This is a genomic window from Gordonia sp. DT218 (assembly GCF_049847105.1).
Classification (GTDB): Bacteria; Actinomycetota; Actinomycetes; order Mycobacteriales; family Mycobacteriaceae; genus Gordonia.
This window is the reverse complement of sequence record NZ_JBNCNS010000001.1, coordinates 1,209,630-1,223,632: the sequence shown is the minus strand read 5'-3', so window position 1 is coordinate 1,223,632 and position 14,003 is coordinate 1,209,630. Positions and strand designations below refer to the sequence as shown.

17 protein-coding genes are annotated in these 14,003 nt (G+C 67.5%); 10 read left to right on the top strand and 7 right to left on the bottom strand.

Translation table 11 applies throughout. From position 1 onward, the window contains the following. Positions 1–46: 46 nt before the first annotated feature. From ACPXCG_RS05700 to ACPXCG_RS05680, 5 genes are all read left to right on the top strand, one after another. On the top strand, positions 47–529 hold the full coding sequence (locus ACPXCG_RS05700) for a glutathione peroxidase (protein ID WP_425789917.1): 483 nt from the start codon (positions 47–49) through the stop codon (positions 527–529). 260 nt (positions 530–789) lie between these two features. Further along, a complete protein-coding gene (purS, locus tag ACPXCG_RS05695; protein WP_425789915.1) occupies positions 790–1,029 on the top strand; it encodes a phosphoribosylformylglycinamidine synthase subunit PurS in 240 nt (79 codons plus the stop codon). A 10-nt stretch (positions 1,030–1,039) separates the two neighbouring features. Beyond that, positions 1,040–1,720 (top strand): phosphoribosylformylglycinamidine synthase subunit PurQ, encoded by a 681-nt coding sequence (gene purQ / locus ACPXCG_RS05690; protein ID WP_425789913.1) that lies wholly within the window; start codon positions 1,040–1,042, stop codon positions 1,718–1,720. Further along, on the top strand, positions 1,720–1,896 hold the full coding sequence (locus ACPXCG_RS05685) for a hypothetical protein (RefSeq protein WP_425789911.1): 177 nt from the start codon (positions 1,720–1,722) through the stop codon (positions 1,894–1,896). Before purQ ends, ACPXCG_RS05685 begins: the two co-directional genes overlap by 1 nt. After that, positions 1,893–3,155 (top strand): M18 family aminopeptidase, encoded by a 1,263-nt coding sequence (locus tag ACPXCG_RS05680; protein WP_425789910.1) that lies wholly within the window; start codon positions 1,893–1,895, stop codon positions 3,153–3,155. The genes ACPXCG_RS05685 and ACPXCG_RS05680 overlap by 4 nt, the downstream gene beginning before the upstream one ends. Positions 3,156–3,188: 33 nt before the next feature. Here ACPXCG_RS05680 and ACPXCG_RS05675 read toward each other — a convergent pair whose 3' ends face one another. From ACPXCG_RS05675 to ACPXCG_RS05665, 3 genes are all read right to left on the bottom strand, one after another. Beyond that, positions 3,189–3,929, bottom strand: coding sequence for a lytic transglycosylase domain-containing protein (locus ACPXCG_RS05675; RefSeq protein ID WP_425790501.1), 741 nt, complete (start codon positions 3,927–3,929; stop codon positions 3,189–3,191). A gap of 443 nt (positions 3,930–4,372) precedes the next feature. Next, positions 4,373–5,692: a hypothetical protein gene (locus ACPXCG_RS05670; RefSeq protein WP_425789908.1), complete on the bottom strand. Its 1,320-nt coding sequence runs from the start codon at positions 5,690–5,692 to the stop codon at positions 4,373–4,375. Continuing rightward, positions 5,692–6,669, bottom strand: a complete 978-nt coding sequence (locus ACPXCG_RS05665; protein WP_425789906.1) for an AraC family transcriptional regulator — start codon at positions 6,667–6,669, stop codon at positions 5,692–5,694. Before ACPXCG_RS05665 ends, ACPXCG_RS05670 begins: the two co-directional genes overlap by 1 nt. A 92-nt stretch (positions 6,670–6,761) precedes the next feature. Here ACPXCG_RS05665 and ACPXCG_RS05660 point away from each other — a divergent pair, with 92 nt between their 5' ends. Then, positions 6,762–7,622 carry an NmrA family transcriptional regulator gene (locus ACPXCG_RS05660; protein ID WP_425789904.1) on the top strand — a complete coding sequence of 287 codons (861 nt, stop codon included), beginning with the start codon at positions 6,762–6,764 and terminating at the stop codon, positions 7,620–7,622. Beyond that, positions 7,619–8,098: a DUF1772 domain-containing protein gene (locus ACPXCG_RS05655; protein ID WP_425789902.1), complete on the top strand. Its 480-nt coding sequence runs from the start codon at positions 7,619–7,621 to the stop codon at positions 8,096–8,098. The genes ACPXCG_RS05660 and ACPXCG_RS05655 overlap by 4 nt, the downstream gene beginning before the upstream one ends. A 7-nt stretch (positions 8,099–8,105) precedes the next feature. Here ACPXCG_RS05655 and ACPXCG_RS05650 read toward each other — a convergent pair whose 3' ends face one another. Beyond that, complete coding sequence (locus ACPXCG_RS05650; protein ID WP_425789900.1) at positions 8,106–8,972, bottom strand: SDR family oxidoreductase; 867 nt, start codon at positions 8,970–8,972, stop codon at positions 8,106–8,108. Between the two features lie 108 nt (positions 8,973–9,080). Between ACPXCG_RS05650 and ACPXCG_RS05645 the strand changes: the two genes are divergently transcribed. Beyond that, positions 9,081–9,503: a winged helix-turn-helix transcriptional regulator gene (locus ACPXCG_RS05645; protein WP_425789898.1), complete on the top strand. Its 423-nt coding sequence runs from the start codon at positions 9,081–9,083 to the stop codon at positions 9,501–9,503. Here ACPXCG_RS05645 and ACPXCG_RS05640 read toward each other — a convergent pair. The 3 genes from ACPXCG_RS05640 to ACPXCG_RS05630 all read right to left on the bottom strand — a co-directional run bounded on the left by ACPXCG_RS05640 (position 9,491) and on the right by ACPXCG_RS05630 (position 12,325). Next, positions 9,491–10,843, bottom strand: a complete 1,353-nt coding sequence (locus tag ACPXCG_RS05640) for a VOC family protein (RefSeq protein ID WP_425789896.1) — start codon at positions 10,841–10,843, stop codon at positions 9,491–9,493. The genes ACPXCG_RS05645 and ACPXCG_RS05640 overlap by 13 nt on opposite strands. Continuing rightward, on the bottom strand, positions 10,840–11,394 hold the full coding sequence (locus ACPXCG_RS05635) for an RNA polymerase sigma factor (RefSeq protein WP_425789895.1): 555 nt from the start codon (positions 11,392–11,394) through the stop codon (positions 10,840–10,842). The genes ACPXCG_RS05640 and ACPXCG_RS05635 overlap by 4 nt, the downstream gene beginning before the upstream one ends. A 76-nt stretch (positions 11,395–11,470) precedes the next feature. Beyond that, positions 11,471–12,325, bottom strand: a complete 855-nt coding sequence (locus tag ACPXCG_RS05630; RefSeq protein WP_425789893.1) for an alpha/beta fold hydrolase — start codon at positions 12,323–12,325, stop codon at positions 11,471–11,473. A 72-nt stretch (positions 12,326–12,397) separates the two neighbouring features. Here ACPXCG_RS05630 and ACPXCG_RS05625 point away from each other — a divergent pair, with 72 nt between their 5' ends. Both ACPXCG_RS05625 and ACPXCG_RS05620 read left to right on the top strand, forming a co-directional pair. Beyond that, the gene (locus ACPXCG_RS05625; protein WP_425789891.1) at positions 12,398–13,015 is read left to right on the top strand and encodes a TetR/AcrR family transcriptional regulator; all 618 of its coding nucleotides are present in this window, start codon (positions 12,398–12,400) and stop codon (positions 13,013–13,015) included. Between the two features lie 99 nt (positions 13,016–13,114). After that, positions 13,115–13,921 (top strand): LLM class flavin-dependent oxidoreductase, encoded by an 807-nt coding sequence (locus ACPXCG_RS05620; RefSeq protein ID WP_425789889.1) that lies wholly within the window; start codon positions 13,115–13,117, stop codon positions 13,919–13,921. Positions 13,922–14,003: the final 82 nt, after the last annotated feature.

Below are 14,003 nucleotides of genomic sequence, written 5' to 3'. Positions count from 1 at the left end.
GGGTGATCTCCGCCTCCGATCTCCGGGCTGCGATAGCGTCGAAGGGGTGAGCAACGTCAAAGACATCCCAGTCAAGGCGCTCGATGGCAGCGCGCTCGATCTCTCCGCCCTCCCCGGACCGATGCTGGTCGTCAACGTGGCGAGCAAATGCGGCCTGACCCCGCAGTACACGGGGCTCGAGGAGATCGCGAAGAGCTACGGTGACCGCGGTCTGACCGTCGTCGGCATGCCGTGCAACCAGTTCATGGGCCAGGAGCCGGGCACCGCCGAGGAGATCGCCACCTTCTGCTCGACCAGCTATGGCGTCACCTTTCCCCTCCTGGAGAAGGCCGACGTCAAGGGCGACGGCCAGCACCCGCTGTATGCGGAGCTGACCAAGACGGCCGACGCGGACGGCGAGGCGGGCGACGTGCAGTGGAACTTCGAGAAGTTCCTCGTCGGCGCCGACGGCACGGTGATCAACCGTTTCCGTCCCCGCACCGAGCCGAATGACCCCGCGGTTATCTCCGCCATCGAAGCGGCGCTCTGACGCAACACCAGGCAGGGTCACCGACCTCGCCGACCGGGTGCAACTTCCCGCCGAGCGGGCGCAGTTCCTCGTCGACCGTGCACATGAGTGCACGGTCGACGAATTTCTGTGCCCGCTCGACGCGGTCGAGGGCCCGATCGATGAATCCGTGCGCCCGGTCGGTGCAGTACGGGGTGGAGTGATCCGGACACCGTGTGGGCGGCGACCACCCGGTAAGGTGATCGCTGAACAGCGCACCAGCGAGAACGGAGCAAGTGCCCATGGCGCGAGTGGTGGTCGACGTGATGCCGAAGGCCGAGATCCTCGACCCGCAAGGGCAGGCGATCGTGGGAGCTCTGGGTCGGCTGGGATTCTCCGGGGTTGCCGACGTCCGACAGGGCAAGCGTTTCGAACTCGAGGTCGACGACTCGGTCGACGACGTGGCGCTCGAACGTATCGCGGAGGAATTGCTCACCAACACGGTGATCGAGAACTTCAACGTCTCGCGCGTCGCGGACTGAGGGCCGACTCATGACTGCTCGTATCGGGGTCATCACCTTCCCCGGGACGCTCGATGACATCGACGCCGCCCGCGCTGCGCGACTGGCCGGTGCCGAGCCGGTGGAACTGTGGCACGGCGACGCCGACCTCAAGAATGTCGACGCGGTGATCGTGCCGGGAGGCTTCTCCTACGGCGACTACCTGCGTGCCGGCGCCATCGCCCGATTCGCGCCGGTGATGGGTTCGGTTCTTGAGGCGGCCACCAAGGGGTTGCCGGTCCTCGGGATCTGCAACGGTTTCCAGGTGCTGTGCGAGGCGGGCCTGCTGCCGGGCGCGCTGACCCGCAACGAGGGCTTGCATTTCGTCTGCCGCGACGAGTGGCTGAAGGTCGAATCGAACACCACGACGTGGACGAGCCGCTTCGAGCGGGGCGCCGAGATCCTCATCCCGCTCAAGTCCGGCGAAGGCCGCTATGTCGCCCCGCAGGCCAAACTCGAGGAGCTCGGGGGCGAGGGCCGCATCGTGTTCACCTATTCCGGTGGCAACCCGAACGGCTCGGCACTCGACATCGCCGGGATCTCCAGCGCCGACGGCCGCATCGTCGGCCTGATGCCGCACCCCGAGCATGCGACCGAAGCGCTGACCGGACCCAGCGACGACGGTCTGGGACTCTTCTATTCGGTGATCGATTCCGTGCTCGCCGCCGCCTGATGACCTCTCTGATCATGGTGGCCACCGGGGTCGCCATGCTCGGGTTGTGCAACGTCTCGCTCCGTCCGCGAGCGCGGGTCGGCGGGATCGCGGTGTCCGTCGCGATCGGTGTGGTCGAGGAGATCGTCCGGGGCAGGCTGCCGCTGACATCCGCAACTGTAGGAGGTGCCCGTTGATCACGACCACTGCCACCGCCGAGGGGCTCGGCGAATTCATCGACGCTTCACCGTCGCCGTTCCACGTGTGCGCCACCGTCGCAGCGGAATTGGAGGCGGCGGGTTACGTTCGACTGCACGAGCACGAGGAGTGGTCGACCGCCTCGAGCCGGAACTACGTCATCAGGGGTGGTTCGCTGGTCGCGTGGGATACCGGCGACGGCAACGCTTTTCGTATCATCGGCGGACACACCGACAGCCCGAACCTGCGGGTCAAGCAGCATCCGGACCGGACGTCGGCCGGCGTGGGGATGGTGGCACTCGAGCCGTATGGCGGGGCGTGGCTGAATTCGTGGCTGGACCGCGACCTCGGGCTGTCCGGTCGGTTGGCCCATCGCGTCGGTTCCGCCGTCGAACATGTGCTGGTCCACGTGACCGAGCCGGTGGTCCGGGTGCCGCAGTTGGCAATTCATTTGTCCGAGGATCGCAAAGGGGTCACCCTCGACCCGCAGCGGCACGTGGACGGGCTCTGGTCGGCGAGCCCGGAGGAGCCCGGTGTCCTCGAGTGGGTGGCTTCCTACGCAGGCATCGAGCAGTCGTCATTGCTGGGCTGGGAGTTGATGACCCACGACGTCACGCCGTCTCGACTCATCGGTCCACGCGACGATCTGCTCAGCGCTCCGCGCCTCGACAATCAGGGGACGTGCTACGCCGGGTTGCGCGCGCTGCTCGATTCGGAGCCCTCGATCGAGACCCGGATGGTGGCGCTGTTCGATCATGAGGAGGTGGGCAGCGGATCCGAACGCGGCGCCGCCTCCGACTTACTGGCGACCATCTGTGAGCGGATCGTGTTGGCCCGCGGTGGTTCTCGATCCGAATACCTACAGGCGATGGCGGCAAGTGTCTGTGTGTCCGGTGACATGGCGCACGCCACCCATCCCAACTACCCGGACCGGCACGAGCCTTCGCACCGGATCGACATCAACGGCGGCCCGGTACTGAAGGTCAACCAGAACCTGCGGTACGCCTCGGATGCGGTGGGCGAGGCCGTGTTCGCGATCGCGTGCGATTCGGCGGGCGTGCCGATGCAGCGCTACACCCACCGCGCCGACCTGCCGTGCGGGTCGACCATCGGCCCCATCACGGCCGCGCGGACGGGTCTGACGACCATTGATGTCGGGGCGCCGCAGTTGGCCATGCACAGCGCACGCGAACTCATGGGCGCCGACGACGTACCGATGTATTCAGCTGCGCTGCAGGCGTTCCTGAGCGGATCGTGACGGCCCGGCGTTGGTGATGGCGTCGCAGTCGGGTCAGTAGCTCCGAGCGAAGCCCAGCACGTTGTCGACGTAGGTCATCGAGTTGTTGTATCGGAGGATCGCGGATACCTGTTCGGCGGTACTGCGAAGGTTTTTGTGCCCGTCGCAGAGATAGCGACCGGTGGTGAGCGCGGCGTCGTAGATGTTCTGCGGGTCGCTCTTGCCGTCGCCGTTGCCGTCGGCGCCGTAGTGCTCCCAGGTCGAGGGCAGGAACTGCATCGGGCCAACAGCACGGTCATAGGTGGAGTCGCCGTCTAGACGCCCGCCGTCGGTGTCGGTGATGACCTCATTGGCTGCCAGGCTGCCGTCCAGTGTCGGACCGTAGATAGGAGTGCGTAGCTCGCCCGTGGCGGGGTCGACGTCGCCGTTGTTGGCGTGATGGGACTCGACCTTGCCGATACCCGCGATGACCGACCAGGGAATCCCGCAGCTGGGGTTGGTCTTGGCCAGGATGTCGGCGGCCCTCTGGTAGGCGTCGTAATTCGGAGCGGGCACCTCGCCGTCGGCCACCACGGCCGGTGGGCGAGGCGGGGGTGGCGGCGGGAGTGGAGCCGGCAAGCGGAAGGTTGCTGCGGCCCGTCGGACCGTGGCCTCCGCGTCTCCGGTGAGCGGCTGCGCGGAGACCTCCGACGACGAGGCGGTCGCCTTCGGGGTGGTGGAGTGCCCGGCACCGGTGGCGCTCGCGGCGATGACGCCGATGGGGACGATGGCGGCCGCCAGGATGGGGGCGCGCACCTTCCAGACCTCCCGACGCGCGTGCCTGGTCGGAACTCTCGGTGTCTTCGGTGTCTTGGGGCCGGTGAGTGTGATCGGTTCGCTGGGCCAGAGCGGATTGGTCTGCTCGAACGGATTCCACTCGATCGACGGCCTGACAGGGTCCCAGTCGACCGGCGGTGGGGGCGGGGGAGCCAAGGTGAACGACGTTGCACCCAGCGTGGATGCGGAATGCTTCCCCAAGACGAATCAACCTCGCGAACAACACATCGGTGGACTGCTTACCCGGTGTGGTCCCCCCCCAGAGCGACCATCGACCGTCGCCGACCGTACACCAATTCTTGGGTGCACCGTTATCTTGCTGTTATCAAATCTGAGATATTCCTGAAGGCGTTCGGAGTGGCGCAGTTCAGCGCTCTGGAACCGGATTCGGTGTGACGCCACGCACAGTCGCGGCCGACGATTCAGTGGGGCCGCAGGACCGTGATCGAGGTGCCTTCGTGAAGGACGAGGTAGCCGTCCACGGCCTCGGTGGTGCCGATCACCGACCGCGTCCAGGAGATCTGTCCGGTCGTGGTGTCGATGGCCGTGACCTGGTCGGAGTCGGCGAAGATCATGGTCGTGCCCGACGAGCCGACGCACGACAGGTGGTCGATGTTGCTCTCCGGTCTGTCGAACGCGGGAGGGTCCATCCGGCCGATCCGCTTGCCGTCCGCGAGGGTGTAGAAGAGCCGGGTCCGATCCTTGAGGGCGAACGCCACCTCGGTGCCGCAGGGCTTGGTGTTCGCCTTCGACAGTTCCGGGTCGGTGATCTGCCAGAGCGCATCCTCTCGCGCCGGGTCGCGGATCTCGTATCGGCCTTGGGTGGCCTGGACCTGACCGTCACCGGTGCCGGTCAGGACGGGCAGCGTCGACTTACCTCCGAGAACCCGGAGTCCGTCGGAGACGGCGACCGGGGGAGTCTGTACGTCACCCTCGGTGACCGCGTACGTGGCAACCCGCTCGCGGCCGAACTCGTTGTACTGCACGGTGATACCGGTGTCGAACGAGGTGATGTCGCACTGGCTGCACGAGAGGCGGTCGGCCCCGGTGGCCGGGTCGAGGACGAATCGTGTGCCGTCCGCGGTGCTGACGATCAGAACGCCGTCGGGTCGGGTCCTCGCCTGAGCCGAGGCGGCGAAGGTGCGCGACCAGATCTCGCGGCCCGTCGGGTCGCGGAGGGTCGCGCGATATCCGGCCTGGTCGATGCGGAGATAGTCCGTGCCCACGCCGACGACGTGCTCGGTGTCGTCGAGGTCGGTACCCGAAGTGGGAGTGCCGGTGTCGTCGATCAGATAGAAGCCGTCGGGGACCCCGCCGAGCTTGATGGCGCAGCCGACCTGCCCGAGATCGTTGAGTCCGCAGCCGCCGAGTCCGGCGACCACGGGATCTTTCCACAGCGGTGAGCCGGCCCTCGCGTTCACCAGGACGAAGGCGCGGCCGAGTCCGGACGGATACGCGAGGAGCCATTCGTCGCGCCACGTGTCGACCACCTCGACGCCGGAGTCGGCGCGATAGCCGGGCAACGTGTCGCTCGACTGTGTCCACGCGACGTCGGGCTCGGTGGCGTAGCCGCGCAGGTGGCCGTCGCGGTACTCGGTCGAGTTGTCCGCCGGTGTACCGATGGCGAGGATCGCCGCGACCGACGCGACCATCGCAGCGACGAGAAGCATCGTCACCGTGCCGATGCCGAAGGGCATGCGCCGCACGAGACCGGCGAGCGACGAGCGGATGGACATGGCCATCAGTGAACCATGAGCCCCGCTGCTGTCGCGTCGTCGCCGTCGGTCATCTGTGCACGGTAGGCGGCCGGGCTCACCCCGCGCCGACGTTTGAAGGCGGCGCTGAACGCGAACGGGCTGCCGTAGCCGACGTGGCGGGCAATCGAACTCAGGGATGTGGTGCGGTCTGCCAGGAGATCTGCGGCCAACGACAGCCGCCACTCCGTGAGGTAGGTCATCGGCGGCTCGCCGACGAGGTCGGTGAATCGCCGGGCCAGCACCGCGCGCGACACCCCGGTTGCCGAGGCCAGGGAGGCGACCGTCCACTGTTGGTCGATGTTGTTGTGGAGCAACCGAAGTGCATGTCCAATCACTGGATCTGTGTGCGCGCGGTACCACTGCGCGGCCCGAACCCGACCCGATTCCATCGATTGACGCAGGCCGGTGATCAGCACCAGATCGAGGAGGCGGTTCAACACGGCTTCCTGTGCGGGGGAATCGCGGACGATCTCGGTTTCCATCATCGACACCAACGGGTGATCGTGCATGGGAATCACCGTGAACCTGTCGAGGGCGGCGAGCAGGCGCTGGCTGACCTCCCCGCTCGCGTAGGTGCCGATGAGCATGATGGCGTCGGCAGCCGAGTCGTCGGCGCAGTTGCCCCACGACCGGACGCCGAAGCACATGTCCTCGGCGACGCTGTGCGTGCCGGTGGGATCGAAACAGTCGCCGTTGGCGTCGATCCGGGCGACCCAATGGTGCGCAGGGTCGTGGGCGATCGTGTACGGGTGGGTGCCGCGGATGAGCGCGACGTCGCCGGCCGCGACGGGGTGTTCGGTGCCGTCGTCATAGGTGAGCGTCGAGGTTCCGCGGGTGACCGCGACGACGGTCAGTGGGGCGGTGTCCTCGATGCGCACCGACCATGGCGCCCTCATCGCCATCCGCAACAGCATCGGGCTCTGGGCGCGAGGTCCGTTGAGGAGACTGCCGAGTGCATCCATGGCCTCGAGCATACGACCCGACGAGACGATCTCGTATGTATCTGAGCCAATCAGCTATGGAACGTCTCGATCCGACGCTGTGAACTGAACGCATGAACCACCACACGACCCAACCCGAATCAGTACCCGTTCTCGTCATCGGGGCGACCGGCAAGACCGGCCGCCACGTCGCCGACCAACTCGAGAGGCGGGGCCGGCTCGTGCGCAGGGCCGGCCGGTCCAGCGCGACGAGATTCGATTGGTCCGAACGCTCCACGTGGGCACCGGCGCTCGCCGGAGCCGGGGCCGTCTACATCGCGTATCAACCCGACCTCATCGTGCCCGGCGCCACCGACGACATCGCGGAGCTGGTCCGTCTCGCCGATGCCGCCGGGGTGGGGCGGCTGGTTCTGCTCGCCGGACGGGGTGAGGGGGAAGCGCAGGAGGCCGGACGCATCGTGCACGCCGCTCGCGCGGAGTCGACAGTCCTCTCATGCGCCTGGTTCGATCAGAATTTCTCGGAGGGCGGCTTTGCGCCGGAGATCGCCGAGGGCTCACTGACTCTGCCGGTCGGCGAGGTGAGTGAGCCGTTCGTGGACACCCGTGACATCGCCGAGGTGGCGGTGGCCGCCCTGCTCGACGAGACGTCGCAGGGTGTCAGTCCTCACGCCGGGCAGACCTATGAGCTGACCGGACCGCGCCTGCTGACCTTCGCCGAGGCGGCCGCCGAGATCGGTGCCGCGCGTGGCCGGGCCGTCTCGTTCAATCATGTCGGTGCACAGGATTATCGCGATCTGCTCCGCGACGTCGGCGTGGCGGACGATGAGGTCGATCTGTTGTCGTCGTTGTTCGGCACGTTGTTCGACGGGCGCAACGCGCGCTTGTCGGGCGACGTCGCCCGCGTCCTCGGTCGCCCGCCGACGGACTTCGCCGACTACGTGAGTTCCCTTGTCGATGAGGCGGTGTCGCGATGAACCAGCTCCGTGACGGAATTCTCGTCCTGACGGTCACGACCATGGGCCTGAGCGCGGGCCTGTTGTCGGCGTTCGCGTACGCGGTGATGCCCGGGCTGAATCGTGCCGGCGCACAGGTCGCGGTGGTCGCGATGGCGCGCATCAATGCCGCGATCCTCAATCCTGTGTTCGCGCTGATCTTCTTCGGCGGGTTGGTGTTCGGTGCGCTCGGTATCGCGCTGTGGTGGCAGGAGACGCTGCGGTGGTGGCTGATCGTCGCGGTTGTCCTCTACCTCGTGGCCCTTCTCATCACCATGGGCGTCAACGTTCCGCTCAACACCCGGCTGGACGGCGCAGGCTCGGTGTCGTCGGCCGACGCACCCACGGTCTGGGAGGATTTCGTGCGACCGTGGGTGCGGTGGAACATCGTCCGGGCGTTCGCGGCGGTGGCCGGATTCGTGGTCATGCTCGTGGGTCTGGTGCAGACCCGTGGCTGATCGGTCCTCAGACGTGGAGGGCCAGCCCGGCCTTCAGGACGTCGGCGAGCGACACCAACGGTCGTCCGAGCAGGTCGGCAAGGTCGGTCGAGTCGGAATCCAGTGCGCCGACGGCGATACCCGCATCGGAGTTCGCCAGGATGCCGGCGAACGGCGCCGGAACGCCGTTCCCCTCGAGCGCGGCGGCGTACGCCTGCTCGGGCAGGTTCTCGTAACGGATCGGTGTGCCCGAGACCTCCGCGATCGTCGCGGCGATCTCGGTGTAATCGAGCCGCTGGGAACCGGCGAGTTCATAGATCGGGCGCGGGTCGTCGCTCAGGAGTACGGCAGCGGCTGCCGCGGCGTAGTCGTCGCGGGCGGCTCCGGCCACCTTGCCGTCGCCGGCCGCACCGTAGAGGATGCCGGATTCGATGGCAGCGCCGGCACCGGCGACGTAATTGTCCCAGTACCAGTTGTTGCGTAGGAATGAGTACCGCAGTCCACTGTCGGCGATCAGCTTCTCCGTCTCCAGATGCTCGGCCGCCAACGCCAACGGGTTGGTGTCCGCGTCGAGGATGCTGCTGTATGCGACGAAGCCGACTCCGGCCGTTTTCGCTGCGGCGATCACGTTGGTGTGCTGCGGAGTTCGCTGTCCCACCTCGGAGCCGGATACGAAGAAGAGCCGGTCCACGCCGGTGAGGGCACTGGTCAGCGCATCGACGTCACCGTAGTCGGCGACGCGGACGGTGACGCCGGCGTCGCGCAGGGCCTCCGCCTTCTCGGGCGAACGCACGATCGCCACGACGTCAGCTGGGGCAGCGCCCCGCTCGAGCAGGGAGCGGACGGCGCTTCCGCCGAGTCCGCCGGTCGCGCCGGTTACCGCGTATGTGGTCATCGAGTTTCCTCCTGGGATCGTGGTGGTTCCGTGACAGCATGCACTTACTATTCGTATGGTGCAAGCGTGAGAAGAAGCACACGCTCTCACGTGGCCTACACTGGCGGTATGGCTGCCACCGAACCCGCGTCTTCGATCAAGGAGGTCGCGGGCGATCCGACCCTCGAGGCGGATGTGTTCGCCCGCGATTGTCAGTCCCGCGACGTCTTGCAGAACGTGACGAGCCGATGGGGGTTGCTCGCGCTGGCGGCGCTCAACGAGGGCGACCTGCGTTTCAACGCACTACGACGCCGGGTCGACGGGGTCAGTGAGCGGATGCTGTCGGTCACCCTGCAGACGCTGGAGCGCGATGGATTCGTGAACCGTGCTGTGCTGCAGACGATCCCGCCGAAAGTGGAGTACTCGCTCACCGACCTCGGGGCCGACGTCGCGGCCCGCCTGATGGGCATCATCGAACTCGTCGAGTCACGCGTTCCCGACGTTGCCGTCTCCCGGACCGCCTACGACGCCGCCCGAGATCAGAACAGCTGACCCAGGTAGAACTCGGTGCCCTGATCATCGGCACACAGGGCCATCAGGCCGTACGCCTGGCCAGCGGGTTCGGTGATGACCCGGCCGCCTGCCGCGACGACCCGCTCGACCGCCGCATCCATGTCGGCGACGTTCCACATCGGTACGGCCACCGCCTTGTCGGACCCGCCGGCGATACCGACCTGCGGGCGGACGTCGTCGACCTCCCATCCGTCGTCGATGCGACCGCCATGGAAGGTCCAGCCGAGCACGGCGCCGTAGAAGGCGCGATAGCGCGAGCTGTCGGCGGTGTGCACGGTCAGATACGACATCTCTCCGATTCCGCGGGGATGTTGGTCTGGCCGCTGCTCGCCGGGGGCGGCGACGTGGACCGAGAAGGCGACTCCCGAATCGTCGGTGGCGTCGAGGACCTGTGTGCCGTCGCGAGAAACCTCGGTGACCACGGTCGCCTGGCCACCTGCCGCAACGATCGCGTCCCGCGCGGCGTCGAAGTCGTCGACCGCGTAGACGCAGTAGAGCGTGCCCGAGCCGTATCCGCCGGCGTCCGAGATGCCCAGACGGTGACCGAGGTTGGTGACCTGCCGGGATTCCGGATCGTAGTTCCAGCCGAGCACGGCGCCGTAGAAGCGCGCCGCGCGTCCGGCGTCGGGGGTCTGCAGCGACATGTAGACAATGTCGCCCGTGTGGATGCCGTTGTCGATCGGTGCGCCCGCCGTCGACGGCCCGGCCAGCATCCACCGATGGCCGAATGGGTCGACGATCGTCCCGCTTCGCATGCCGTAGCCGTCACGTGGTTCCAGGGTGACCGCCGCGCCACCGCGCTCCGCTGTGGCGACCGCGGCATCGGCGTCGTCGACCGGCAGCATCAGACTGACCGACACCTTGCCGGCCTGTGGTCGGGTGAGTCCCATCTCGGCGAACTCGTCCGCGAGGTAGATGGCACCACCGCCGATCTCGAGCTCGGCGTGCCCGACGCGTCCGTCGTCCATGATGATCGGTTCACCGCGCAGACGGGCGCCGAGATGTGCGACGTACCAGTCGATCGCGGCTCGCGCGTCGGCGACATTCAGGTAGGGGAGGGCGCCCGGCCGTTCGACGGCGGGCGGGGTCGGCGACGCTGCGTTCGACAATGCTGCGTCTGTCTCCATGGTCGATGTACTCATGACAACTCCTGTCGGAAGGGTGGCCCCACGCTCGAGTCGGTCCCGCAGCGTGCGGGCGAAGTCGGCGTCAGGCGCGACGGGTTCGGTCCAGCCGGGGGTATCGGAGGCCCGCAGGACGACGAGCGGATCGGACGGCGTTGCGCGGCCGCGATTCTCGGTGCTGTTGTGCTCGCTCATGCGTGACCTCCTCCCCGGGTGTGGTGGGGTTGGCCGGGCCGGGAATCGGTGTCCGGATAGGCCGCGCGAAAGGCCCGCTTGGCCCGGGTGAGCAGCGCTTCGGTCGCACCGACGGTGCGACCGAGGACCGCGGCACAGTCGCCGACCGTCAGGTCGTCGACATACCGCAGGGTCAGCACCGCCCGGTGCGTCGGCGACAGAGTGCCCAGCGTGTAGTGCGCCACCATCCGGTCGAGGTGGATCTCCCAGTCGTCGTCGACCGATTCCGGGAGTTGCTCGACGGGTTCGGGTGTCCGCTGCATGGCGCGCCAATGGTCGGCGAGTTTGTGTCGCGCCACCCCGATCAGCCATGGGGTGGTCGGACGGGCCTCGTCGTCGCGGCGCACGGTGTCCATCGCGGCCAGGAAGGTCTCCGAGGTGAGATCCTCGGCCACCCGGCGATCCGAACACCGGCGCAGCAAGTAGCCGTACACGGCCGGCAGTGCATCGTCGTACACCGCCAGCAGTGCCGGCGCTCCGCCCTGGGGCGGACCATCTTGTTCGCCGCTCACATCTTCATCGTCGTTCGTCGGAGGCGTTTTCCGACGCCTGATCCGAAAAGAATTCTTCGCAGCGACGTGCGAGGCGTCAGATTCTCGCGGTGGTCGAGGCGATCGCGTCGGCGACCGCACGCGGCTGGTCGAGTGGCACAAAGGTGCGCGCATTCGGGACGTCGATGAAGCGCGAGTTCGGGAAGACCGCCGCGAAGCGCCGACCGTGCGCTGGGGTGAAGCACCGATCGTCGGCGCCCCACACCATGGTCACCGGCCGGTCGGTGCGTGCAAGTCGCGGTGTCACCGCGGCGAGTTCGGCCGGGTCGATCTCCTTGAGGAAGGCGATGAAGTCGTCTCGGATGCGGGCGTCGGTACGCATCGGCTCGAAGACCGAGAGCGTGAAGTCGGGATCGGGATCGGCGAGCAGCAGACCGACGCCCAGCGACGAGTGTCGTAACGCCTTGACGCGCATGCTCTCGACCATCGGCTTGAGCAGAGGACGCTGACGCATCAGGGCGAAGACGAAACCGAACGGTTGTGGCGGGAACAGTTCGAAGGCATCGCAATTGGTGAAGACCAGAGCGCGGACGAAGTCCGGGTCGGCATCGAGGGCGAACTGGGTCACCGCGCCCCCGGTGTCGTTCGCGACCAATGTCGCGTCGGAGAGGCCGAGTTGCGCGACGAGCTCACGGACGAGTCGCGCGGCTCCCTGCGGACTGCGGTCGGCCGCCGGCCCCCACGGTATGTGGTGGGATCCCAACGGAAGGGTCGGGGCATGGCACCGGTAGCCGGCCTGCGCGAGGAGTTCGGCGACCGGTCGCCACAGTCGATGGTCGACGACCGCGCCATGGACGAAGACGATCGGCGGGTACGGCGAGTCCTCGGGACCGTAGGTCGTGTGCTCGATGGTTCCGGAAGGCAATTCGATGGTGGTCGTCGTGCCGGTCATGAGCTCTCACCCTCTCGACTAGGCTTGTCGTGAACTTACGAACACTCTGTATGAAAGTTACGTGCAACCTGTATGAAAGTCAATCGTCGAACACAGGCCGAGCGCACCGCCGCCACCCGATCCGCGCTGGTCTCGGCCGGCCGCGCGCTGTTCGGTGAGCTCGGATATGCCGATGTCGGCACGCAGGCGATCGTCGACAAGGCCGGTGTCACCCGCGGTGCGCTGTACCACCAGTTCAAGGACAAGCAGGGCTTGTTCGCGGCGGTGTACGACGACGTCGAACAGGACATCACCGCCGAGGTCGCCGTGCGTGTCGGCGACCTTGCGATCACTGATCCGCTCGCTGCGCTGAAGGCCGGTGTCCGCGTGTTCCTCGAGCGGGTGACGGACCCGGCGATCCACATGATCTCGTTGGTGGATGCCCCGTCGGTGCTCGGCTGGAGCGAGTGGCGGGCGCGTGGCGAAGAGTTCGGGTTCGCGCTGATCGAGGGCATTCTGCAGGCGGCGATCGCCGCGGGGCAGATCGACGACCAACCCACGCGACCCCTCGCGCATGTCGCCATCGGGGCCCTCGACGAGTCGGCGCTGTATGTCGCGAGTGCAGCGGACCGGGACGCCGCCACAGGAGAGGTGCTCGTCGTCCTCGACCGAATCGTCGATTCGTTCGGGGGACGGTCAGAGCAGCGGTGAATCCGAGACGCGGTGGCCTGCGATTTCGGCCGTACCGATGAATTCCGCGTGGACCCGTCGTCGATACCTCTGGACCGACCGACTGACAGGGGCCCGGACATGACGAAGCCGTTTCGATTCGGGGTGGTTGCCCCGCTCAGAACCGACCTGCCGACGTGGCGCGATCGCGTGCGCCGCGTCGCCGACAGCGGCTACTCGACGCTGCTGGTACCCGACTTCCCGCAGATGCAACCGGCTCCCGGTCCGATGCTGGCCACGGTCGCGGCCCTGACCGACCTGCGCGTGGGCACGTGGGTCTACGCCTCGCCGCTACGCCCGGCCTGGCTGACCGCGTGGGAGGCGCACTCGTTGTCGCTGGTGACCGAGGGCCGCTTCGAGATGGGCATCGGCACCGGCAGGCCGGGAATCGAGGATGAGCTCCGCGACAAGAGAATGCCTCCGGTGCCGCCGCCGAGCGGGCGGCTGGCCGGGGTACGTGAAACCGTCAGGGCGCTGCGGGAACTCGACGGTCCCGACCACCACACGCCTGTGGCGATGGCCGTATACGGTTCTAAGGCGCGGGCGTTGGCGGCCGAGGTTGCGGACACGGTCACGTTCGCACTGGGCGATCAGCCTCGAGGCGACGTCGAGCGGTTGGCGCGTGACTTCCGCGCCGCTGGGAAGATAGAGCTCGCGCTCGCCGTGCCGGTTGTCGGTGACCACGTCGCACCGCACATGGCGTCGCCCGACACCGACCCGGCTGTGCTTCGCGCCGCGGACGCGATGACCGTGCTCCCGGATGATCCGGCGGCGGCCGTCGAGGAGATCCAGCGGCGACGGGAGGAGATCGGCTTCTCGTACTTCATCTTCGGCGCCGACGTGGCCGACAGGTTTTCTCCGGTCGTCGCCGAGCTCGCCGGACGTTAGCCGGCCGTGTGGGGGGCTGCCCCCACTTCGGTTGACTCGTGGGGCGTGGTTCACGCCACGCTGTGCGGTCTGATTGATTGTC

Coding starts and splice junctions, on each gene's coding strand:
- ACPXCG_RS05640 (WP_425789896.1), bottom strand. CDS start 10,843: ATGAGCGAGCACAACAGCACCGAGAATCGCGGCCGCGCAACGCCGTCC.
- ACPXCG_RS05625 (WP_425789891.1), top strand. CDS start 12,398: ATGAAAGTCAATCGTCGAACACAGGCCGAGCGCACCGCCGCCACCCGA.
- purQ (WP_425789913.1), top strand. CDS start 1,040: ATGACTGCTCGTATCGGGGTCATCACCTTCCCCGGGACGCTCGATGAC.
- ACPXCG_RS05660 (WP_425789904.1), top strand. CDS start 6,762: ATGAACCACCACACGACCCAACCCGAATCAGTACCCGTTCTCGTCATC.
- ACPXCG_RS05650 (WP_425789900.1), bottom strand. CDS start 8,972: ATGACCACATACGCGGTAACCGGCGCGACCGGCGGACTCGGCGGAAGC.
- ACPXCG_RS05620 (WP_425789889.1), top strand. CDS start 13,115: ATGACGAAGCCGTTTCGATTCGGGGTGGTTGCCCCGCTCAGAACCGAC.
- ACPXCG_RS05685 (WP_425789911.1), top strand. CDS start 1,720: ATGACCTCTCTGATCATGGTGGCCACCGGGGTCGCCATGCTCGGGTTG.
- ACPXCG_RS05630 (WP_425789893.1), bottom strand. CDS start 12,325: ATGACCGGCACGACGACCACCATCGAATTGCCTTCCGGAACCATCGAG.
- ACPXCG_RS05665 (WP_425789906.1), bottom strand. CDS start 6,669: ATGGATGCACTCGGCAGTCTCCTCAACGGACCTCGCGCCCAGAGCCCG.
- ACPXCG_RS05670 (WP_425789908.1), bottom strand. CDS start 5,692: ATGGCCATGTCCATCCGCTCGTCGCTCGCCGGTCTCGTGCGGCGCATG.
- ACPXCG_RS05645 (WP_425789898.1), top strand. CDS start 9,081: ATGGCTGCCACCGAACCCGCGTCTTCGATCAAGGAGGTCGCGGGCGAT.
- purS (WP_425789915.1), top strand. CDS start 790: ATGGCGCGAGTGGTGGTCGACGTGATGCCGAAGGCCGAGATCCTCGAC.
- ACPXCG_RS05655 (WP_425789902.1), top strand. CDS start 7,619: ATGAACCAGCTCCGTGACGGAATTCTCGTCCTGACGGTCACGACCATG.